This is a genomic window from Psychrobacter sp. K31L, assembly GCF_017942195.1.
GTDB lineage: Bacteria > Pseudomonadota > Gammaproteobacteria > Pseudomonadales > Moraxellaceae > Psychrobacter > Psychrobacter glaciei.
The window spans coordinates 471284-492863 of the sequence record NZ_JAGKSC010000003.1 but is presented as its reverse complement, the minus strand read 5'-3'; the positions used below and the strand labels follow the sequence as shown (position 1 = coordinate 492863).

Annotated in this window: 14 protein-coding genes and 1 pseudogene; 6 read left to right on the top strand and 9 right to left on the bottom strand. The window is 45.0% G+C overall.

Annotated features, from left to right (window positions below; genetic code table 11):
- Window positions 1-22: 22 nt before the first annotated feature.
- Both J5X94_RS07510 and mrcB read right to left on the bottom strand, forming a co-directional pair.
- Window positions 23-868 (bottom strand): tetratricopeptide repeat protein, encoded by an 846-nt coding sequence (locus J5X94_RS07510; RefSeq protein ID WP_210540797.1) that lies wholly within the window; start codon window positions 866-868, stop codon window positions 23-25.
- A gap of 33 nt (window positions 869-901) precedes the next feature.
- Window positions 902-3379 carry a penicillin-binding protein 1B gene (gene mrcB, locus J5X94_RS07505; protein WP_210540796.1) on the bottom strand — a complete coding sequence of 826 codons (2478 nt, stop codon included), beginning with the start codon at window positions 3377-3379 and terminating at the stop codon, window positions 902-904.
- A 404-nt stretch (window positions 3380-3783) separates the two neighbouring features.
- Between mrcB and J5X94_RS07500 the strand changes: the two genes are divergently transcribed.
- Complete coding sequence (locus J5X94_RS07500; RefSeq protein WP_210540795.1) at window positions 3784-6618, top strand: heavy metal translocating P-type ATPase; 2835 nt, start codon at window positions 3784-3786, stop codon at window positions 6616-6618.
- Window positions 6619-6853: 235 nt separating this feature from the next.
- Here the strand turns inward: J5X94_RS07500 and J5X94_RS07495 are convergent, their stop codons facing one another.
- A complete protein-coding gene (locus J5X94_RS07495; RefSeq protein ID WP_010199412.1) occupies window positions 6854-7576 on the bottom strand; it encodes a Bax inhibitor-1/YccA family membrane protein in 723 nt (240 codons plus the stop codon).
- Between the two features lie 287 nt (window positions 7577-7863).
- On the opposite strand from J5X94_RS07495, the gene J5X94_RS07490 reads away from it, so the two are divergent.
- Together J5X94_RS07490 and J5X94_RS07485 are read left to right on the top strand one after the other, a co-directional pair.
- Entirely contained in the window at window positions 7864-8868 is a 1005-nt protein-coding gene (locus tag J5X94_RS07490; protein WP_010199415.1) for an NAD(+) kinase, read from the top strand.
- A gap of 38 nt (window positions 8869-8906) precedes the next feature.
- Window positions 8907-9218 carry a YeaC family protein gene (locus J5X94_RS07485; protein WP_010199419.1) on the top strand — a complete coding sequence of 104 codons (312 nt, stop codon included), beginning with the start codon at window positions 8907-8909 and terminating at the stop codon, window positions 9216-9218.
- Window positions 9219-9328: 110 nt separating this feature from the next.
- On the opposite strand, the gene J5X94_RS07480 is transcribed toward J5X94_RS07485, so the two are convergent.
- From J5X94_RS07480 to J5X94_RS07460, 5 genes and pseudogenes are all read right to left on the bottom strand, one after another.
- Window positions 9329-9703: a HopJ type III effector protein gene (locus J5X94_RS07480; RefSeq protein ID WP_010199421.1), complete on the bottom strand. Its 375-nt coding sequence runs from the start codon at window positions 9701-9703 to the stop codon at window positions 9329-9331.
- Window positions 9704-9904: 201 nt separating this feature from the next.
- Window positions 9905-10072: pseudogene (csrA, locus tag J5X94_RS07475) on the bottom strand (carbon storage regulator CsrA); the annotation flags it as partial.
- Between the two features lie 325 nt (window positions 10073-10397).
- Window positions 10398-11684 (bottom strand): aspartate kinase, encoded by a 1287-nt coding sequence (locus J5X94_RS07470; RefSeq protein ID WP_210540794.1) that lies wholly within the window; start codon window positions 11682-11684, stop codon window positions 10398-10400.
- A gap of 310 nt (window positions 11685-11994) precedes the next feature.
- On the bottom strand, window positions 11995-14667 hold the full coding sequence (alaS, locus tag J5X94_RS07465) for an alanine--tRNA ligase (protein WP_210540793.1): 2673 nt from the start codon (window positions 14665-14667) through the stop codon (window positions 11995-11997).
- 169 nt (window positions 14668-14836) lie between these two features.
- On the bottom strand, window positions 14837-16678 hold the full coding sequence (locus J5X94_RS07460) for a TIGR00341 family protein (protein ID WP_210540792.1): 1842 nt from the start codon (window positions 16676-16678) through the stop codon (window positions 14837-14839).
- 310 nt (window positions 16679-16988) lie between these two features.
- Here J5X94_RS07460 and J5X94_RS07455 point away from each other — a divergent pair, with 310 nt between their 5' ends.
- Window positions 16989-17201, top strand: coding sequence for a hypothetical protein (locus J5X94_RS07455; protein ID WP_189584363.1), 213 nt, complete (start codon window positions 16989-16991; stop codon window positions 17199-17201).
- Between the two features lie 202 nt (window positions 17202-17403).
- Here the strand turns inward: J5X94_RS07455 and J5X94_RS07450 are convergent, their stop codons facing one another.
- Window positions 17404-18771: a L,D-transpeptidase family protein gene (locus J5X94_RS07450; protein ID WP_228293189.1), complete on the bottom strand. Its 1368-nt coding sequence runs from the start codon at window positions 18769-18771 to the stop codon at window positions 17404-17406.
- A gap of 354 nt (window positions 18772-19125) precedes the next feature.
- Between J5X94_RS07450 and prmB the strand changes: the two genes are divergently transcribed.
- Together prmB and aroC are read left to right on the top strand one after the other, a co-directional pair.
- Window positions 19126-20292: a 50S ribosomal protein L3 N(5)-glutamine methyltransferase gene (gene prmB, locus J5X94_RS07445; RefSeq protein WP_194620136.1), complete on the top strand. Its 1167-nt coding sequence runs from the start codon at window positions 19126-19128 to the stop codon at window positions 20290-20292.
- Window positions 20293-20368: 76 nt separating this feature from the next.
- On the top strand, window positions 20369-21472 hold the full coding sequence (gene aroC, locus J5X94_RS07440; RefSeq protein ID WP_210540791.1) for a chorismate synthase: 1104 nt from the start codon (window positions 20369-20371) through the stop codon (window positions 21470-21472).
- Window positions 21473-21580: the final 108 nt, after the last annotated feature.

The window sequence follows — 21580 nt, the reverse complement described above, 5'->3', positions numbered from 1 at the left end:
AACTAACTAACTAACTAACTAACTAACGCAATGCTCGCTTTGCTTCGCTGACTACGCGTGAATTGCTTTGAGCTTGTCCTGATTGCAAAATGACTTGCCAGAGTGCCCGTCTACGATTGGCATTTTGCGAGACGGCAAGACCACGGCGCGCCATTGCTTCTGCCTTGCGCGGCTGGTTCTTTTTGAGGGCAACTTGTGCCAAGTAAAAGTATACCGCCGAGGATTTTGGTGCAAGTCGCTGGGCACGGGTAAAGCTACTCTCAGCACTGGTCAATTTTCCTGATTTTAACTGACCGATTCCCGTTTGCATGAGATTACGAAATGCTGGCAAATCACTGTTATTAGTGGCCACTTGCTGACTTCGTTGCTGCGAATTTTGGCGCGCGCGCTCCAACAGTTCATTATGTGACGGCACTGAGGGTTCGGATATCATATAGTCATCAGGAGAAGGCGTAATAATCGCGGCGTCGGGTGTTGTAAATACGGGACTAGGCGGTGTGTTAGGCTCTGTAAATACTGGGGTCTGCTGCGTCAATGGGTTTGTCGCTGCAGATGATTCGGACGGCGTATAAGGGTCAACAGGGTAGTTGTTTTCGTTAGCATTGTCATAGCCCCTGCTATCAATGATTGGTGCTTGAGTCGCAGGTATTATACTGGTAACCGAGGAGGGTGCTTTTGGATTTCGCGTTGCTGGCACCGTTTGAACAGGCGTTGTGTTCGTCGCATTAGGCACCGTCTGACAGGCGCTCAAGCTCATCATGCTGACGAGCGCACTGACAGCAAGGACAGAGTTCACTAGCGTGGTTTTTTTAGCCGCGCGCATAAAGTATTGCTTGACGGATACGCTCTGCTGTATAGATGACACCATGTTAGAACCCTCTTTTAAGTTTTAAAAACAATTTTAGAACCATTCAACCGCACGGTCGTACCAAGTGTCAGCACCGTTCTGCGTATCACTATCATTTTGGTTGTCGGTATCAACGGCTTCGCCATTTGGAATGTCTAAGCCTTCGCGGCGGCGTTGCTGATTGATAGCGCCTTGCGCACTCTGTTCTCGAGCGCTATCTTGTTGATACAACCCAATGGCGCAACTGCTGGCTTCTTCGGGTAAATGCGCAGACATCACTGGTAAATAGCGCGCATCAGCACAGCGCTCATTTGACAGCTTGCCAGAATTGTTTTCAAGCCATAACCATTCAATACCTTCAGGCTCAGGCAGCGATACCGGTGTTAACTTTAAGCGACTCATATAGTCGACCCATACTGGTAATGCACCCGTGCCGCCGCTCAGACCAATTGGTTTGTTATCATCACGACCGACCCAAACCACGCTGACATAGTTACCACTGTAACCAGCAAACCAAGCATCGCGGTAATCGTTTGTGGTGCCTGTTTTACCCGCGAGATTTAGGTTACTACCAAGTGATTGTGCTCGTTTAGCCGTTCCGCTGGCGACCACTTGCTGTAGCGCGTAATTGGTCAAAAAGTTAGTCTCAGGTGGAATGCTACGCTGCGTATTAAGTCCTGTACGCTGTAAAATACGACCGCGATCATCAATGACACTACGAATGCTGTGAATGGGCGTCCGAAAGCCACCTGTAGCAAATACTTGATAGATACCAAGCATATCCATAGGGCTTAGATTGACAGAACCTAGCAAAGCAGAAGGATAGGGCGATATTTTCTCTTTAATACCCATACGCTGTAGCTGCTTGGCAAAAGTATTGATTCCAAATTCCATGCCTAAGCGTACCGCTGCTTGGTTATAAGACTGAGACAGAGCGGTGGTAAAGGGGACATAACCATGATCGCGATTATCATAGTTTTTTGGATTCCATTTCGTACCGTCATTTAGATTGACCGTAATCGGTGAATCATCGACGGAACTCGCCAAATTATAGCGACCACTTTCGAGCGCTGTCATATAAATGATCGGCTTTAACAAAGAACCGACTTGACGTTTGGCATCGACAGCACGGTTAAAGCCGGTAAATTCACTGCCGCTACCGACTACGGAGACCAGCTCGCCAGTCTCTGGGTTCGCACTGACCAAAGCCCCTTGTAAGTCTTTGGTTTTGCTGCTGCTACGACGTAGCTCGCCCAGTTTTTTATCGACTGCTTTATCAGCAGCTAGTTGGGCAATAGGGTCGAGCGTACTAATAATCGTCAGACCTTCGTTTTTGAGGTCATCAGAATAATAGACGGTATTCAATTCACGTTTGACGATATCAAGAAAATCAGGAAACTGGCTTTTGCCTTCGACGGGTTTATCAACGATACCCAGCGATCTCTCTATGGCTTTATCATAGTCTGCTTGACTGAGCGTACCCATCTCTAGCATGTTGCTAAGAACAATGTTACGACGTGCTTTTGAATCGTTTGGATGGCGACGTGGATTATAGACACTTGGGCCTTTTGCCATACCGACGAGTAAGGCTTGCTGATCTAAACGCAGCTCGTTCAGCGGTTGATTGAAATAAAACTGTGCTGCCAAACCAAAACCATTGATAGAGCGGTTTCCGTTTTGTCCTAGATAAATTTCGTTCAGATACGTTTGCAGAATTTCATCTTTGCTATAATGGAGCTCAAGTAGCACAGCCATCAAGGCTTCATTGGCTTTGCGTTTTAGGGTGCGATCTGAATTCAGATAGAAGTTTTTAATCAGCTGCTGGGTGATGGTCGAACCACCTTGTCTAGAGCCACCAGAGAAGTTATTGATGACCGCACGAGCGATACCGCGTATCGACACCCCTTTATGCTCATAAAAGCCGCGATCTTCTGTGGCTATTAACGCATCAATCAATGGCTGTGGCACCTCATCTAAAGAGACAACCATACGATCTTCATTGCTGTCTGGGTAAATGCCACCGATACTAACTGGCTCAAGGCGAATAATGCCGCTCTTAGCTGGTAAAGTGCTTTGAATCGACTCAATTTTATTACCGGCAATCGTCATTTTGATGACTTGCTCAGTGTCTATATCGCTAGAGCTATAGGTAAAACCGCGGGTATGGATAAAATAAGTATTGCCGGACTTACGATAAGTACCAGTGCGATCATACGCCTTATTGCTTTGATAATTAAGCAGCTCAAGCCATGTCTTAATCGTGCTGTTATCGACATTGGCACCTTGGTAAAGCTCAAGCGGCTGCGAGTATACCTTGGCAGGAATATCCCAACGCTTACCTTCGAACTTGTGGGTAATGGTGCGATCGAGCTTGATCAAATACAGCGCCAGTAGCACCATGCCAGCAATAATGACAATTAATAAAATACTACTAAACACCAAGCCGCGCTGCTGAGAGGGTAGCGTGCTGACAGAAGGCGTAGATGGCGAAGAGAGCTTGGCGTTTGGTAGCTTAGAATTATATTTTTGCACGGATGATGCACCATTTAGGGATAAAAAACTGCCTCATAATGACGCAAATTGACAAATTTTTCAATCTATCATCATCAACGCAGGCATTCATTGGGATTACACTGTGAGGGGTTATACTACTCACAGCACTGGCTTATAGTATAATCGATCTGTTGACGGCTATGTTTATACGAAAACACAGCGCGCTTTTAATTTGCTCTGTGTATGCCATATAAGATAACAATTTACGATTATTCTAACGATGTTTTTTGTATGAATTAGCGGTTGATTCTCCCTCTGTGCTAGCAGTGCCGAACCTATTTAAAATAGCTGTTTTAAGTAAAAGTAAGTACGTTTGATGATAGCAAGTTTACTCAAAGCGAATTGGGTTCGAGCAAACCTGTCTAAAGGAAGTAAGCGCGATTATGTCTAGTGCCCCCTCACCAATGCCAATCCCCAGCCATCATTATGAAGACAACTCTATCACAGAAGGGTTGGTGCTGCCCCTTGCTGGTCATTGTTTTCACTGCGGCGATCCAGTGCCGCAGCCGCCATTTTATGCCGATATATTGGGTAAATCCCGTGAGATGTGCTGCATGGGTTGTCAGTTGGCGTCTCAAAGCATCGTTGAAGCTGGGCTTGAGCAATATTATCTTGATCGCTCTGAAATCAATCGTACCGCAAGCCTTCCCACCCAGCTGACGCGCCTCGAAGCCTATGATCATGATGAGATAAAGTCACAGTTCGTTTATGCTCAAGATGGCCTGTCGGTGGCGGAATTGTCCGTTAATAACTTGCGCTGTGCTGCTTGTACATGGCTCATCGAATCGCGTCTTTATGAGATTGATGGCATCAGTAAGTGTCAGGTCAATTTGACCAATCAGCGTATGCGCGTCATTTGGGACGAGAGTAAGCTGCCTATCAGCCGTATTCTAGCCGTTATCAATGAAATTGGCTACGAAGCCAAGCCTTACCGTCAAGACACCCATGAAGCAATGCTGGCTAAGCACAATAACAAGATGCTGCTACGCCTAGGAATTGCTGCTCTTGGCGCGATGCAAGCAATGATGTATGCGGTCGCACTATATTTTGGTGAATATAGCGGGATGTTGATATTACAGCGCGACTTTTTGCGTTGGGTGTCGTTATTCGTCAGTATTCCCGTGTTCTTTTATGCGGGCATACCGTTCTTTACGTCTGCATGGTCGGCAGTTCGCGCGCGCCAAGTCAATATGGATGTACCGGTCAGTATCGCCTTGATTGTCACTTTTTTCGCCAGTTTGTACGCCACCATTACTGGAAACGGTCAGACCTATTATGATTCGGTCAGCATGTTTATTTTCTTCTTATTGGCAGGGCGTTATATCGAGCATAATGCCCGTCTAAAAGCGGCGACGATGGCCAATGACCTAGTAGTGGTGGAACCAGTTTTAGTACAAAAAATCGCTGAAAATAAAGGAGACGCTGCGCTCATTTTGCAGCAGTTACAGCAAAATGCTTTGAATAAAGTAGATACGAGTACTATTAATCAGGCAGTTCATGAGACAGGTGTTAAAAGTCCAATCAGCGCTGTGGCAAGTGCTCCGACGAAGTACACGCCCAATTTTATGCAGAGTATGGACGCCAATGTCTATCAAATAACCAATCGTATAGCTCAAGACTGGCAACAAACCAGCCGTCAACCAGATTTATTAAAGTCAGGTTTATTAAAGCCAGCGTATGGCGCAGAACAAAAACAAATGGTGACCGCCCAAAGCTTACAAGTGGGTGACATCATCATGGTTGAGGCTGGGTCTGAGATTATAAGCGATGGTATTTTGCTTAGTCCAACTGCGACCGTTTCCCAAAGTTTGCTGACGGGTGAGGGTGATTTAATCATCAAGTCTCAAGGTGACTATATCGTCGGCGGTGCGCAAAACGACAGTCAGCCGTTTGAGATGCTGGTCACGGCACTGCCAGAAGACAGTCAGATTGGATTAATTGATCGGCTGATGAACCGTGCCATGAGTGAAAAGCCCAAACTGGCACAGCAAGCGGATAAGCTGGCTCGTTGGTTTGTGGCGCGGATTTTAGTGTTGTCAGCATTGGTATTTATCGGCTGGTACATCGTTGATCCAAGCCAAGCCATTTGGGCAACGGTCGCGGTATTGGTCGCTACTTGTCCTTGCGCGCTGTCACTAGCCACGCCGATTGCGCTGACGGTCTCCACCAATCGATTGGCCAGCTATGGATTTTTGACCACGCGTGGTCATACGCTGCAAACCTTAGCAGAGATTACTCATGTTGCCTTTGATAAGACAGGGACATTGACTTATGGAAAGCCAAACTTACTAAACATTGAGCTAATAAAACCAGTCAGCCAAAACGAAAACGCTGACTCAAGCGCGTTGCCTTTGCAAAAAGACCGTTTTTTAGGCATAGCTGCTGCCTTAGAAGTAGGCAGTCGCCATCCGATTGCTCATGCGCTACTGACTGCCGCTTATCAATTACATTTGCCACCCACTCAAGCCTTGCAGCATTATCCAGCAGGCGGGGTAGAAGCCATGATTGATGGCGTTCTATATCGTATTGGTCATATGAATTTTGCTTTGGATAAAAGCGCCACTGGTGCAAATGCAGACAATGATTTAACGATTGATTTGTTGAGCCATCGTGCCAGCTCAGCGGTTGTGTTGTCTTGTCAAACAAGCTCCTCAAGCACATGGCAAGCACTAGCATGTTTTTATTTTAGCGATAAAGTGCGTGATAACGCCCGCTCAATGCTGGATACGCTCAAAGACTTAGGGATTGAGTCTGTGATGCTGACGGGCGATCCCAGTCCGCAGGCGCTGGTCATGGCGGAGAGTTTGGGCATGCAGTCGGCATATAATGGTCTGTCACCAACGGATAAGGTCAATCATATCCAGCAGCTGCAAGCACAAGGGTCAGTCGTGCTGATGGTTGGTGACGGTATTAATGATGCACCCGTGTTGGCAGCAGCAGATGTGTCGACTTCGATTGCTGGCGCGGCAGATTTGGCGCAGGTGTCGAGTGACAGCATCATCCTTAATGGACAGATTGAAGCCATTACAGCTGCCAAGCGTATCGCGGATAAAACGGAACGTATCATCAAACAAAATTTCCGCTGGGCACTGGCTTATAACAGTATCGTATTATTGCCTGCCGCGTTCGGTTATGTCCCGCCTTGGCTTGCCGCCATCGGAATGTCATTGAGCTCGTTATTCGTGGTATTAAATGCACTGCGTCTAAAACGCGCTTAGTATCAGCCCCAAGTATACAAGCAGGGGCAGGGCTATTTTTTGCCAATACATGGCGAAATTGTCTAAACTAGAACGACTAGGCATCAAAAATTTCACTGCGTATGGTCTAAAAAATAGCCACTGCCAGTACCACATTTTAATGTTCAACAGACCCTAGTTTCACCCATAAAAAAACCGCCTTTAGCAAAAGACGGTTTTTTATTTTACGTGTCATTATTATTAGATAGGTTTTATATTAGTCTTGTAGGTAGCTGAGCAGACGCATAAATTCGATATACATCCATACTAGCGTCGCAAGAATACCGATACTAAATAACCATTCGTAGTCTTCAGAAATACCAGCTGCTACGCCGCGATCAATGTTATCAAAATCAAGTAATAGCGTAAAAGAAGCGATAACAATCACGAACAAACTGAAGCCAATAGCGATAACGCCACCTTCAAATAAGAAAGGTAAGCTCGAACCGAACGCTAAAGAAAGTACCCACTGCGCAACATAAACGAGCATGATGGCAATAAGCGCTGAGGTGACGATAGAGCGGAATTTCTGCGTTACCTTAACGAGACCAGAGCGATATAGCCCTAGCATAACGGCTGCTGTCACGAAGGTTGCACACATTGCAGTCACTGGCACGCTTGGATACATTCTCATAAAGAACAGCGAGATGCCGCCTAAGAAGATACCTTCTAAGAGTGCATAAGGGACGGCAAAGGTTTTGGCCTTTTGCGGTTTAAAAGTGATAAAGATCGCGAGACCAAAAGCGGCAAACATACTACCAAAGGCTGCCATGGTAATAAAGCTTTGTGATAGACCTGCCATCAGCGCATAAAAGAAAAAGCCGATACCAGTGATAGCAGATAAACCAAGCAACAAGCTGGTCTTTTGGATGACACCTTTGACGGTCATCGGCTGACCGCCGATCGCAAGCTCTGCGCGACTGACAATAGGATTGGCCATACATATGTCCTTAATTAAAAATGATATAAATTACTGCTACTTTAGCAAAAGCTCGGTTATTGTCAACTGTGTTTGCGTGACGGCTGTCGAAGCCTGATGCAGCTAATTTGTGTTTGATAGGCATTGATGCTCAGTAGCGCTGTAAACACGCTATAAAGGGGCGTGTAATGGTAGATATATGGGGTCGATTACGACAGTTAACAACGATAATTGATAAAACATGCTAGTTTAAGCGCTCATTTATCGCTATCATTACTCTGTACTTTACTGTTATTCCGAGTCGTTTTATGGAAAACTCCGCGCAGTCCGAAAGATTGCCACACTTACATGAATCAGAGCTGTTCCACGCCATCAAAAACCCTGCGTTTCGGCGTATTGGGCTAATGGGGCGCGCAGGCAAGCGCAGCGTCACCCAAAGTCTGGTGCAGATTGCCCAAACGATCAATGAGATGAATCTCACCTTGATAATGGACATGCAAACCGCCCATCTACCAACCTTGGATCTCACTGAGATTGAAAAAGTCAAAATCGTTAAGCGTAGCTTGATTGGTGAGATTTGTGATTTGGTCATCGTCGTCGGTGGTGATGGTTCCATATTGCATGCTGCTGAAGCACTGGCACGTTATCGCGTACCTGTGTTGGGTGTCAACCGTGGTCGTCTTGGATTTTTGGCCGATGTCAAACCTGATGAAGCTGCTTTTAAATTGCGTCAAGTATTGATGGGCGATTATCAGTTGGATCATCGGTTTCTACTGACGATGGAGATACGAGAAGGGCGCAACATTATCCATGAAGATATGGCGCTCAATGACATCGTATTGCATGCGGGTAAGTCAGTACATATGATTGATTTTCAATTGAAAATTGATGGCCATGATGTCTATAGGCAACACAGCGATGGCTTGATTGTTGCGACGCCTACTGGCTCGACAGCCTATGCACTCTCTGGTGGTGGGCCTATTATCCATCCGAGTATGGATGCGATATGTTTAGTGCCCATGCATCCGCATACCTTATCCAGCCGTCCAATTGTGGTCAGTGGTAATAGCGAAGTTTGTATTCGTATCCATGAGGACAATCGCACGCAACCGATGGTCAGTGCAGATGGCAAACCAAGCATACCGCTCGATCAAGAGCAGCGGCTTTATATTCGTAAGCACCCTGATAAGCTGACGCTACTGCATCCACCAGGGTTTGATTTTTATGAAGCCTGCCGTACCAAATTACACTGGAATGTCCATGCCGAAGAATTCAGTCTTGATATCGATGATGATATTATGGATGATGAATAAAAGCAGTTGTCGTATAAAAAATAGTAGCGGAGAGTAAGATGGACAAGCAAACAATATTAGCAACACTAACGCCTGACATGGTTGATAAATTTCGTATGGCTATTGAGCTTGGCAAATGGCCGGATGGTCGAAAATTAACGGCTGAGCAGCGCGACACCTGTATGCAAGCAGTGATGGTCTGGGAGCATGAGCATCTACCTGCTGCCGAGCGTACCGGTTATATTCATAAACCCGTAAAAGACAATGGCTCCATTGTCGGCGCTGAATGTGATGTGGAGCATGAGCATCATTATCCCAATATGCCCAATCCTAAAGGTGCTATTCAGCCGGTTAAGTTTCTTGATAAATAAGTTTTGTGATAATGATAAATAAGCAGGAGTATCGCTAATCACAGCAGTAGTCGCTCAATAAAAAAGCCACGCTATATAATAGCGTGGCTTTTTTGCATGCTCAAAAATAATTAAAGTGCAGTGGTATCAACACTAGGGCGAACGGTCAATGGATTTTTTTGCATCAAAAACCCTTGCCAACCCCAATGTAAAAAGTTGCGGATATTGGCGTGGTCAGTACCGTTAGGCGTCGCTTGAACCTTGGCATAGTGTTCGCCGAATAGCTTTAGCGTGTCCAACTGATTCAGACCATGGTGCTTAGCAAAACCAAAGATCTTCGCACTACCTTCATTTTCACCCGCTGCATTATGCACCATACCATTAACGAAAGGAGCGGGCGCATAGCGATAAAAATCATCAATAAAACTGATGACATCATTGAATCCAATGGCTTTTTTATTCAAACCATTAAGTAGAGCCGATACATCTGATTGGCGGATACTCATAAATAAATGACCTCAGAGCAGATTAAAAAAGCAAAAATACAGTATTTGTGTACACTGCTTATAAAAATATAATGCTTATATATATTCAATAATAATTATTGATTAAGCGTTAACTGTTATAGCTTAGCGATTGAAATAGTCTTCGTCATCAAATGAAGGCGCAAAACTGCCTTGCTCAAGATGCTGCATTTGCGACTGTACAGAACGCTCATGCTGAATACGTTGATAAATTTCTTCGCGGTGTACGGCAATGTCTTTTGGTGCATTAACACCGATACGCACCTGATTGCCTTTAACGCCCAAGACAGTCACACTGACCTCGTCGCCAATCATTAACGTTTCGCCCACGCGGCGTGTCAAAATTAACATGCGTCACACTCCTTATGTCGCATCAACAGATTATTACTCATCAGATTACATCTCAATTGCAGGACATTACCATCGCACTAGACATCTCTTGTATTTAACTTACAAGCTACTATGTCTAAAGTTAGGCGAATAGCGGTAATGATAGGTAGATTCATTTAGCCCAAATGAAAGCCCCATTATAGGGGGCATAACAGATACTGTCACGGGTTTTCACAAAACTATTAGCTATATACGAACCAGAGCAATAATAAAAAATAAAAATAGGATCTAATAAGACCCTATTTAATTGATAACTATTAACTCTGGCATATGCTCGTTATAGCATTTATAGCCCAGCGATTTTGCTTTCACCGTCTTCACGATCAAGACCAAATGCGGTGTGTAATGACTTAACGGCTTTTTCCAAGTGTTGGTCTTGAATCAGCACAGACACTTTGATTTCGCTGGTCGATATCATTTGAATATTGATGTTGTTTTCGGCTAAGGTTTGGAACATTAGGCTGGCAACACCTGCGTGTGAGCGCATGCCAACGCCAACCAATGAGACTTTAACAACTTCGCTGTTACCTGATATCTCTTTGGCACCAATCTCATTTTTGACTTCTTCATTGAGCACTTTTAGCGTCTTGTCTAAGTCAGTGCGATTAACCGTGAAGGTAAAGTCGGTGGTACCATTATCCGAAAGGTTTTGGACGATCATATCGATTTCGATATTGGCACGACCAATTGGGCTTAAGATAGCAGAAGCGATACCAGGGTGGTCAGGAACGCCGCGTACTAAGATTTTTGCTTCGTCTCTATTGAACGCGATACCTGAGATGATTGCCTGTTCCATATTGTCTCCTTCGTCTATCGTAATTAGGGTGCCCACGTTGTCTTGAAACTCTTGGTCAAAGCTGCCGTCGGTGTTTTCATCAAAGCTAGAGAGTACACGCAGTGGCACGCCGTACTTACCAGCGAATTCTACCGAACGAATCTGTAGAATTTTAGAACCAAGACTGGCCATCTCAAGCATTTCTTCAAAGGTGATTTTTTCAAGCTTTTTGGCTTTTGAGGTAACGCGTGGATCAGTGGTATAGACGCCATCGACGTCGGTATAAATCTGACACTCATCAGCACCTAAAGCCGCTGCAATCGCAACGCCTGTCGTATCAGAGCCGCCGCGCCCTAGTGTGGTTGCATTGCCTTCGTCGTCGATACCTTGAAAGCCTGCCACAATGACGATATTGCCAGCATCTAGCTGTTCGCGTATGTTTTTGTCGTCGATACTTTCGATACGCGCTTTGTTGTGCGAGCTATCAGTTTTGATCGGCACTTGACGACCAGTAAATGAACGGGCGCCAATACCAAGCTCTTTAATCGCCATGGCCAGCAGTGAGATAGAAACCTGCTCACCCGTTGAGACCATTTGATCGTATTCACGAGGGTCAGGCTGAGAGCTAATTTGGCGGGCCAGATCAATCAAACGGTTGGTTTCGCCGCTCATTGCAGAGACCACGACAACCACTTGATGACCATTGTCATGCCAGCGTTTGACTCGTTTCGCGACGTTTTTGATGCGGTCGATACTGCCCATCGAGGTGCCGCCATACTTCTGTACTATTAACGCCATAAAAATCTACCTATTATTCAATAATGACCTTTTATTATCATCGATAAGAGTCAACATGATACTCGTCAATGTTTATATAGATAAAGCCAGATTATAAGAGTTACGCCCTATGTCTTTCATTCATATAGTGGTATTTGCTTCAACCTCAGTGAATGAGTAATATCTTCAAACGTCGACCTTTATACCATATCTACAGCGTAACTTTAAGTCTCAGTACTACTTAGATATATGGCGATTGGTTATAATGGTTATAACCAATCACGTATTCTATGCGTTATAGATCAGCGTGAAGCTCCGTGTTTTTGCCAACTTAGCTAAGCTGGGCTTCAATCCAAGCAGGTAGCGCATTGATAACCGCTGCACTGTTACCAGATTTCGGTGCGCCGCCTTGTGCGTAGTCAGGCTTACCGCCGCCTTTACCGCCCAGCTCACCCGCCAAATGACGAATGATGTCACCGGCTTTCACTTTAGCAGTGACAGACTTTGCCACACTTGCAGCTAATGCCAATTGCTCGTCTTTATCACCAATCAACACAATCACGCTATCAGGTAGCTTTGATTTGATATCGTCCATCAGTGTACGAATTGATTTGCCATCGACACCGCTTAACATGCTGATAAGAACTGGCGTACCTGCGATAGTCTGCACGTCATCGAGTAGGTTGGCTGCTTGGGCACTGGCTATTTTTTGCTGCAAGCGCTCTAGTTGTTTTTCTAGGTCACGTTGCTTATCTGCCATGGTACGGACACGCTGAGCGACTTCAGGGCGTTTTACTTTAAGCTGACTGGCAAGCTCGCTCAATTGTTGTTCGCTTTGCTGAATGTTTTTGACCGCATTCATGCCAGTGACGGCTTCAATACGGCGGATACCAGCTGCAATACCTGATTCGCTAGTAATTTTAAGCACACCGATATCACCAGTACGCTGTACGTGTAAGCCACCACATAGTTCGATAGAGAAGGGCTTGCGCTGACCATCGACGATAGTGTCTGTACCCATGGTCAGTACACGAACATCACTGCCGTACTTTTCGCCAAATAATGCCATTGCACCGTTTTTCATGGCGTCATCAATTGACATATTTTCAATACGAGCAGGAGTGTTGGCTTGAATCTGTTCATTGACGAGACGTTCGATACGGCTAATTTCAGCAGTACTAACGGGCTTGTCATAAGAGAAATCAAAACGTAAGACTTCGCTTGAAACCAATGAGCCTTTTTGCGTGACCGCGTCGCCCAATACTTCTCTTAGCGCTGCATGCAATAGATGCGTGGCTGAGTGGTTTTTGGCACTGGCCGCACGGATGCTAGAGAGTACTTGTGCTTCAGCGGTTTGCTTAGTGCTAATGTCGCCCATGGTCACAACACCATAATGGATAATCGCTTGCCCCGATTTTTTGGTATCTTGTACTTCAAAGACCCCTGATGCGGTACGAATCTCACCAAGCTCACCCACTTGACCACCACCTTCAGCGTAAAATGGTGTGCGATCAAGTACCACAACGCCTTCCATACCTTCCGTCAAAATATCTGTTGGGTTGCCGTCTTGATAAAGCGCGTCAACAGTCATGCCATCTTCTTCAAGCTGCTCATAGCCGATGAATGTCGTTGGCGTCTCTACTTGGATAACGCTGCTGTAATCTACATCGAATTTGCCAGCATCACGCGCACGCTCACGTTGTGCTTGCATATGCTCGTCAAATTCCGTTTCATCAATAGCAATACCACGCTCACGAGTGATATCAGCGGTCAAATCAAGCGGGAAACCATACGTATCATAGAGCTTAAAGGCGGCTTCACCAGAGAGCGTATCGCCATCTTTTAGACCTTCAAGTTCGCTGGCAAGCAAACGCAGACCTTGCGCCAAGGTTTTAGCAAACTGTGCTTCTTCTTTTTGAATGGCGTTTTCGATGACGCTTTGTTTGTCTTTTAGCTCAGGGTAGGCTGTGCCCATTTCAGCCACGAGTGGCGCGACCATCTTGTAGAAAAAGTCACTATCAGCGCCCAGCTTATTGCCATGACGTACCGCGCGGCGAATTACGCGGCGCAGCACATAGCCACGCCCTTCGTTACTTGGCATGACGCCATCAGCGATTAAGAATGACACGGCACGGATATGATCTGCGATGACTTTTAAGGATGATTGCTGTTCATTATTGATCTCTAAAATCTCAGCTGCTGCATCCATTAAATGAGTGAATAAATCGATCTCATAGTTGCCATGGACACCTTGCATGATGGCACTAATACGCTCAAGCCCCATGCCAGTATCGACGCTTGGGGCTGGTAGTGGTAACAATGTACCGTCCTTTTGACGGTTAAACTGCATAAATACGCAGTTCCAAATCTCAATATAGCGATCGCCATCTTCTTCAGGCGTGCCAGGCAAGCCACCTTCGATATCGGCACCGTGGTCATAAAAGACTTCGGTACAAGGGCCACAAGGACCCGTGTCGCCCATCGTCCAAAAGTTATCAGAGGCGTAAGGCGCGCCTTTATTATCGCCAATACGGATAATGCGCTCACTTGGAATACCGATGTTCTTATTCCAAATATCAAAGGCTTCGTCATCGGTTTCATAGATAGTGACATACAAGCGGTCTTTATCAATCGCTAGCCATTTATCTGACGTCAAAAACTCCCAAATGTATTCAATACCTGCTTGCTTGAAATAATCACCAAAGGAGAAGTTGCCAAGCATTTCAAAGAAAGTATGATGACGGGCGGTATAGCCGACATTATCCAAATCATTGTGTTTACCGCCAGCACGTACGCACTTTTGCGAGGTCACCGCACGTGTATAGTCACGTGGTTCCATACCCAAAAAGGTTTCTTTAAACTGATTCATACCGGCATTGGTAAACAGCAATGTCGGGTCATTATGTGGAATCAAACTAGACGAAGAAACAGGGGTATGCTGCTTGCTTATAAAAAAATCGATAAAAGCTTGACGAATATCGGCTGAGCGAAATGGCTGGCTCACAGCGGCTCCTTACTGACGGATGGGATTAAAGATGGCTTTAATATAAAAAAGGATTAAATAATTTTGCAAGCGATTTTAGCACAAACGCCTAAGCTCTTGGTACAAGAGTTACAACTGCTGCGTTATTCTGCGTCTCTAGATAGTCAATGGTTTTGGTAGCGTATAAAAGCTAATTGGTCAAAATCGCCGCATCGGTCTTGTCGAGTTTGTCTTGTATCAATGGATCCGATTCAATGACTTGTACCGGCAAGTAGCGTAATTGTATTTTGATCGGTAAGTAATCAGGGAAGTTTTCCGCCATGTCTTGGGTAATAGCGGCTTCAATTTGGCGGACATCGTAAGAGCTAGGAGTGGTCTCACCGCGAATAACAGCACGAACGATTTGATTTTTTTCCGCCGTATCGAACTGGGTGTTGGTCAGTACATTACCTTTGTCAATAAAGTAGCTATTGATCGCCTCTTTGACACTGCTTTCAAAGACTTGTTGCTTGGCATTGGTTTGTAGATTGATAGTCAGATAAGTACCCAATCCTGCTAACAACAGCAAAGTCACGGCATTACGTTGCAAAAAAGTCAGATAAGTATTGGATTTATAATCGTCCTTCACCAAACGGCGGAAGCCTAAAACCCACAAGACAAGCGCATTGGTAAATTGGATGGCAATAATGTTGGTAATGGCTAACAGTAGGGCACCAAAGCCAAGCTGAATCTCACTATTGGCAAATAAAATACCACTGGCGGCAAGAGGTGGCACTAAGGCCGTGGCGACTGCCACACCCACGACGGCGACTGATAAGTGCGGTGACACCATCGCATAAGCACCAGCAGTACCACCTGCTAAGGCAATCATTAAGTCCATGGAAGTGGGTTGGGTACGCGATAGTATCTCTGTCGTCAACGGTTGATCTTTGTGCAGCCAACCAACGACGAAACCGACCAATACGACCAGTGAGATACCAGCAATAACCGTAATAAGCGACTTACGTAACAGCGGCGCACGGTAGTCGATAATCGCTAGCGCCACTCCTGTGATCGGACCTAACATCATGGCGACCAACATCGCACCAATGACGACAGCGGCTGAATTGGTCACCAACCCGTAACTGGCGATGATGGCAGAAAGTATGTTCATGATAAAATACATTTTGCTGGGCAGCGCATTGGCTTCAATTCTGACGCGTACTTCTGGATAGTCTACCTTTTGATTGTTAAACTGCTCAGCGACAAATTGCTTATAAGACTCTAGTTTGGCTTCTTTTTGTTCTTTGACTTCGTCCTTTTCCTCATCATCGCTATCTTGCGCCTTTACCATAGTATCTGTATCTGTATCTGTATCTGTATCTGTATCTGTATCTGGCTCAGCGTTGGCGTCATTGATGTTTTCTACATTCGTATTTTCTACAGACATGTTTTCGTCTGTCTTAGAATGAGTTGCATCTGCTGTCGGTTCATTATGACTGGCTTTGCTAGCAGTATTCAGCACCGCAGAATCGTTAGTATCTTCTGCTTCAACTGTGGCTTCATCGACTAGCGTCTCCTGACCATTTTCAGTACCTTGCTTTTCTGCATTATCAGCATTTAACACGCCAACTTCTGTTTTTTCCATGTCGGCAGATACTTGGGTTTCTGGTTCCGATGTTTCAACGCTCGCAACCACTACATCCGGTCCAAGCGATTCCATCGTTACTTTAGCTTCAGGAGGCTGTGCACCTAGGGTTTTTTGCTCGATACCGTCTTGCTCAATGTCGCTTTCAAGCTTGGTTAAATTTTCATTATTTAAAGCTTCACTATTTAGTGTTTCGCTATCTAAGGTTTCATTATCCAAGGTTCTATTATCCAAAGTCCTATGAGTATAGGTTTCATCATTTGGACTCGACGTTGCATCGACCTTAGTTTCATCAGTCACATTTGTATGAGCAACAGACTCTGATGCCTGTTGAAGGTCAATCTCGTCTGAGGCATCTTTTGTAGTTGCTGACTCAACGGGTAACTGTTTATGAGATAAGGTCATAGCGGAAAACTTTCTTAGAGAAGGACAGAAAGTCACTATTGTAATGATAAATTTAGAAAAGCGTATGAGTTTTTTACGACTAGGCAGGCGGGAAATAAGCAGATATAAAATCAACTGATAGCTGGTAAAAGCAATATTTTTTACTATTTTTTACGATAAATAATATCGTAGATAAATCCTTAATTATATTAGGGTCTTTATGCTAGGTCACCCGATATAACTGGCTTGAAGGTTTTAATTAAATACTTACTTTTTTTGTGGGTTTAGTGTATAAAGGTATTATATCCACAACAAAAATGAGGAATAAATTATGAACTGGCCATTATTTTCTGTCATCTATGCAATCGCCTCAACAGTTACCATTGGTGTCTTTATGATTGGCGCCTTGGTCACAGGGTTCAATGAGATACCCCATATCCAAATGGCAGTAGCAGCGGGTATTTTGTGCTCTATTCCTGCAGGCTTATTTTTCACCAAAAAAGTCGGCAGCATTACTGGTAACGAGGAAGGTTACAAAGTATAAGGCGCAGCACGATGGGCGATTCTAAAATTCCTTGACTATATTTTACATTGATATTTTTTCTGCTGATTTATGAATAATGTGTCAGTGTTTGGTGAAATTTAGCCATAAAAAAAGACCCTACCAAGAGGGTCTTTTTTGTTTAGTATTTCTGATTGCTTGTCCAATCGACGAGTACGAGTGGTACCTTCATCGTTAAGCCAGTTTAGTTGAGGACAACGGTTGCGCCGTTTTCGATATTGGCATAAACCTCTAACACATCCCAGTTGGTCAAACGTACACAACCTGCTGACCCTTGGCGACTGATACCTTCAGGTACTGGTGAGCCATGTAAGCCATAAGAAGGTTTAGACATTCCCATCCATACCACACCTACTGGATTGTTCGGTCCTGGCGGTAACATATGGATTTTCTTTTGAGCACCTTCGCCAACGGTTGCTTTATACCAAGGCATTTTGACTTTATTGATGATTTTAAATGTACCTTTTGGTGATGGTGTGGCATCACTACCAACGGTCGTTGGGTAAGTGGCAACCAGTTTATCGTCATTGTAAGCGTACAGCGTTTTGTCTGCTTTATTGGCAACCACGCGATTGATACGTTGATTAAGCTTTTCACGAGTATTCAATACAGTGATTGTCTCACCAGCGGTATACGTTTTATTTTTATTGAGCTTGTCTAAATAACGTACGTCCATGTGGAAGCGCTCACCCAGCATCTCTTTGATATCTTGGTAATACAAGCCTTTCATTTTTGACTTTGCTTCTGAACCAGAAGGAGTAGCCGCGAAGTTGGTTTTTATATCATCCTCAGTCAGCGTATAAGTCACTAGCACCGGCTTATTAGGAGCGATGTTTTTAACCAAGGCATTCCAAGTTTTTTGATCCATTTTTCCAGTTGCTGGCAAGCCTTTCATGGTTTGGAAATTGATCAGGGCTTTTTTGCTGTTCATACCCCAGCCGCCATCGATAGGACCAGGAGAAGCATGGTTCCAATCGAGCAATGCCTGCATCTTAATAGTCATCGCTGAGTTGACCTTCATGCTTGGTGACCAAACAGCATCGTTGACTTGTGTGGCGTAGTTGGACAAGTTTAGCGTGGTATATCTTTTGCCATCTTTGTCTTCGATGTTTTTGATGGTAGGGTCATCACTGAAGTCTTGACGTTTTTCGCTGTCAGGCAATTCAAAAGCTAAAGGGTCAGATGAGTCAATAGACGAGACATTGCTAGGGGCGGCAACGGCCTGACCTTCGCTCATATCGTCAGTTTTGTCAGATTGCTCATCCTTACGGGTCAGCTCTTCTGCGCTCATGTTATCAGCAGTGGCTGCTGGCGCTGACGGCTTAGTCTTTTGCTTTGAATCAATCAATTGCGTCATGCGGTCAGCTGGTTTTGCGGCAGTGACAGGAGCGCGACTCTCTTGCACATTAAGGCTGACTTTCTTGGCGATACTAGGCATTGAGTCAGCGGTACGTACTGGCAATGTGCGAGTACTGTCAGCGGTAGCAGCAAATGCAGTAGCACTGGCGCTAACGACAACGATGGCAGTAATAAGCGGTTTTATTTTCATCATATTGAGTTACTTGTGGTTGCTACTAATGAAGCTATTATGCGCATAATTAATAAGCTTCGCAAACTTTTGACACATATTTTTATGTCCGTAGGGTGCTAAACGTCAACTGCTGACGTATTCACTACAGTTGGGCAATAATTTAGCCATGGTATGTATGAAGTTTTGCTGGATTTTAACGTAAGTCACTTGTTATATATGCTATTTTTTTACACTAAAAAGCACAGTGATTGGCGCTATCTAGCGTTTGCGTCTATAATGGTTGGCTAGATTCTTATTTAATAAGTCAGCTCATTATAAAGAGCAATTTAACTTACCCGCATGTCGTCAGTGGACATGTAACCAGCAAGGTGCGATATGTCAGAAGACCAAACAATGAGCGCAGAAGAGTTTCAAAATCAGTACCTCAACGACGATGGTCTAGAGGGTGGTATGGTATTTGATTCAGAGACTGGGCTTCTCGGTGAAGACGATCAATTTGCCAATTTGCCTGCAGAGCTCGAAGAAGCACGCGAGCAGCTGGTCAGTATTCGTGATTTTATACGTTTTTCGGTTACTCAGCTTCGCAATTATGATGTGGTCGTGGCTCAAGGAACGACTGATGAGTTTGCTGAAGCATCGGCGATAGTATTGCATTCTTTGTCGTTAGATTGGTCGGCGAATGAGCAGATCCTAGACTGCCGGTTGACCACATCAGAGAAGCAAGTGGTACTGAGCTTGCTAGAAGAGCGTATCGCTGAGCGTAAGCCTTTGAGCTATTTGATTAATTTATCGTACTTTTGTGACTTGCCTTTTTATGTCGATGAGCGGGTTTTGATTCCGCGTTCACCTGTGGCAGAGCTGATTCGTCAGCAGTTCCATCCGTACTTTGATACCAATGAGCTGGCCAAGCCATTGGGTATGAACGTCAACGATCAGGCAACCGCTTTTTACGATCATGGTTTAGATATCAAGCAACTATCACAGCCTGAGCGTGTTTTAGACTTATGCACGGGTTCTGGCTGTATTGCGATTGCGATTGCAACACGTTTCGTCGATGCCTTGGTCGATGCCGTAGATATTGATAAAGGTGCGCTTGAAGTGGCGATGGTCAATGTAGATCACCATGATCTTGGTCATCAAGTGAATGTTATTGAGTCGGATCTGTTTGCCAAGATTCCTGCTGAAAATCAATACGAGCTTATCGTTACCAATCCTCCCTATGTCGATGCTGCTATCATGGCAGATTTACCGCCTGAATTCTTATATGAGCCTGAGCACGCATTAGCGGCAGGTCAAGATGGACTGGATCTGGTACATCGTATTCTTTTTGAAGCACCAGATTACCTAAGCCCAGAAGGTCTACTTGTCTGTGAAGTGGGTGATAGCGAATGGGCACTAAAGCAAGCCTATCCTGAGATTCAGTTTGACTGGTTGAAGTTTGCTCATGGCGGTCATGGGGTGTTTGCGATTACCTATGATGAACTAATGGCGCATCGTCAGCTGTTTGCTCCTTTTGTGCAGATGTTAGACAGTCATCAATAGGTCTAGACTGGCAGTCAATAATTATAAATAATGGGTCAAATTAGCATAAGTTGCGTTTACTTGTTTAAGGATAAATATGGCAGGCAATAGTATTGGGCAAGTTTTTACGGTTACCACGTGCGGTGAGTCGCATGGTGCTGGTCTCATGGCAATCGTCGATGGCGTACCACCGGGTTTAGCATTATCCGCAGAAGATTTGCAGATTGATCTAGATCGCCGTAAACCGGGTACGTCTAAGTACTCGACCCAGCGCCGCGAGTCTGACGAAGTTGAGATTATCTCTGGTGTGTTTGAGGGTAAGACAACTGGCACGTCTATTGGCCTGCTGATTCGTAATACCAATCAAAAATCCAAAGACTATAGCGAGATTAAAGATACCTTCCGTCCCGGTCACGCCGATTATACTTATAGTATGAAGTATGGTTTTCGTGATTATCGTGGTGGCGGGCGCTCTTCGGCGCGTGAGACTGCGATGCGTGTGGCGGCAGGTGCTATTGCTAAGAAATATCTACAAGAACGCTTGGGTGTGCAAGTCCGTGGTCATATCACGCAAATTGGCAATGAATACAGCAATATCCTAGAACCTAGCAAAATCGATTGGGACTTTGTAAATGGTAACCCGTTCTTTTGTGCGGATGCCGATGCTGTCAGTCGCTTTGAGACTTTGATAGATAACCTACGCCGTGAAGGCACTAGCTGTGGCGCACGTTTAGAGATTATCGCCAGTGGCGTACCAGTTGGATTGGGTGAGCCAGTATTTGATCGTCTCGATGCAGATATCGCTCATGCTATGATGAGTATCAATGCGGTCAAAGGCGTTGAGGTCGGTGATGGTATGGCAGTCGCAGGGCAGTTTGGTCATAGCTCTCGTGATGAGCTGACGCCAGATGGCTTTACTGCCAATCATGCGGGTGGCATCTTAGGTGGTATCTCATCAGGACAAGATATCCGTGTCAGTATTGCACTTAAGCCAACTTCTAGTATTACGACGGCTGGCAAGAGTATCAATACGCAAGGCGAGTCGGTTGATATGCTCACCAAAGGTCGTCATGACCCTTGCGTTGGGGTACGTGCCACGCCCATTGCAGAAGCCATGCTAGCCATTGTTTTATTGGATCACTATCTGCGTCATCGCGGTCAAAACGCGGATGTGATGCAGCCAGTAGAGTCGATTACTTAGGGTAGCTTTTCGAATTATATCCTAGAGATTTAAGCCTTTGATTGTTTCTGATAATTTTATTAGAAATAACCAAGGGTTTTTTTGTGGAAGATTAAAAATGAGTGATTC

Excerpts from the sequence above, each read along its gene's own strand:
- J5X94_RS07500 (WP_210540795.1), top strand. The coding sequence starts at position 3,784 with ATGTCTAGTGCCCCCTCACCAATGCCAATCCCCAGCCATCATTATGAA.
- J5X94_RS07490 (WP_010199415.1), top strand. The coding sequence starts at position 7,864 with ATGGAAAACTCCGCGCAGTCCGAAAGATTGCCACACTTACATGAATCA.
- prmB (WP_194620136.1), top strand. The coding sequence starts at position 19,126 with ATGTCAGAAGACCAAACAATGAGCGCAGAAGAGTTTCAAAATCAGTAC.
- J5X94_RS07470 (WP_210540794.1), bottom strand. The coding sequence starts at position 11,684 with ATGGCGTTAATAGTACAGAAGTATGGCGGCACCTCGATGGGCAGTATC.
- J5X94_RS07460 (WP_210540792.1), bottom strand. The coding sequence starts at position 16,678 with ATGACCTTATCTCATAAACAGTTACCCGTTGAGTCAGCAACTACAAAA.
- J5X94_RS07485 (WP_010199419.1), top strand. The coding sequence starts at position 8,907 with ATGGACAAGCAAACAATATTAGCAACACTAACGCCTGACATGGTTGAT.
- aroC (WP_210540791.1), top strand. The coding sequence starts at position 20,369 with ATGGCAGGCAATAGTATTGGGCAAGTTTTTACGGTTACCACGTGCGGT.
- J5X94_RS07495 (WP_010199412.1), bottom strand. The coding sequence starts at position 7,576 with ATGGCCAATCCTATTGTCAGTCGCGCAGAGCTTGCGATCGGCGGTCAG.
- J5X94_RS07480 (WP_010199421.1), bottom strand. The coding sequence starts at position 9,703 with ATGAGTATCCGCCAATCAGATGTATCGGCTCTACTTAATGGTTTGAAT.
- J5X94_RS07455 (WP_189584363.1), top strand. The coding sequence starts at position 16,989 with ATGAACTGGCCATTATTTTCTGTCATCTATGCAATCGCCTCAACAGTT.
- J5X94_RS07450 (WP_228293189.1), bottom strand. The coding sequence starts at position 18,771 with ATGATGAAAATAAAACCGCTTATTACTGCCATCGTTGTCGTTAGCGCC.
- J5X94_RS07510 (WP_210540797.1), bottom strand. The coding sequence starts at position 868 with ATGGTGTCATCTATACAGCAGAGCGTATCCGTCAAGCAATACTTTATG.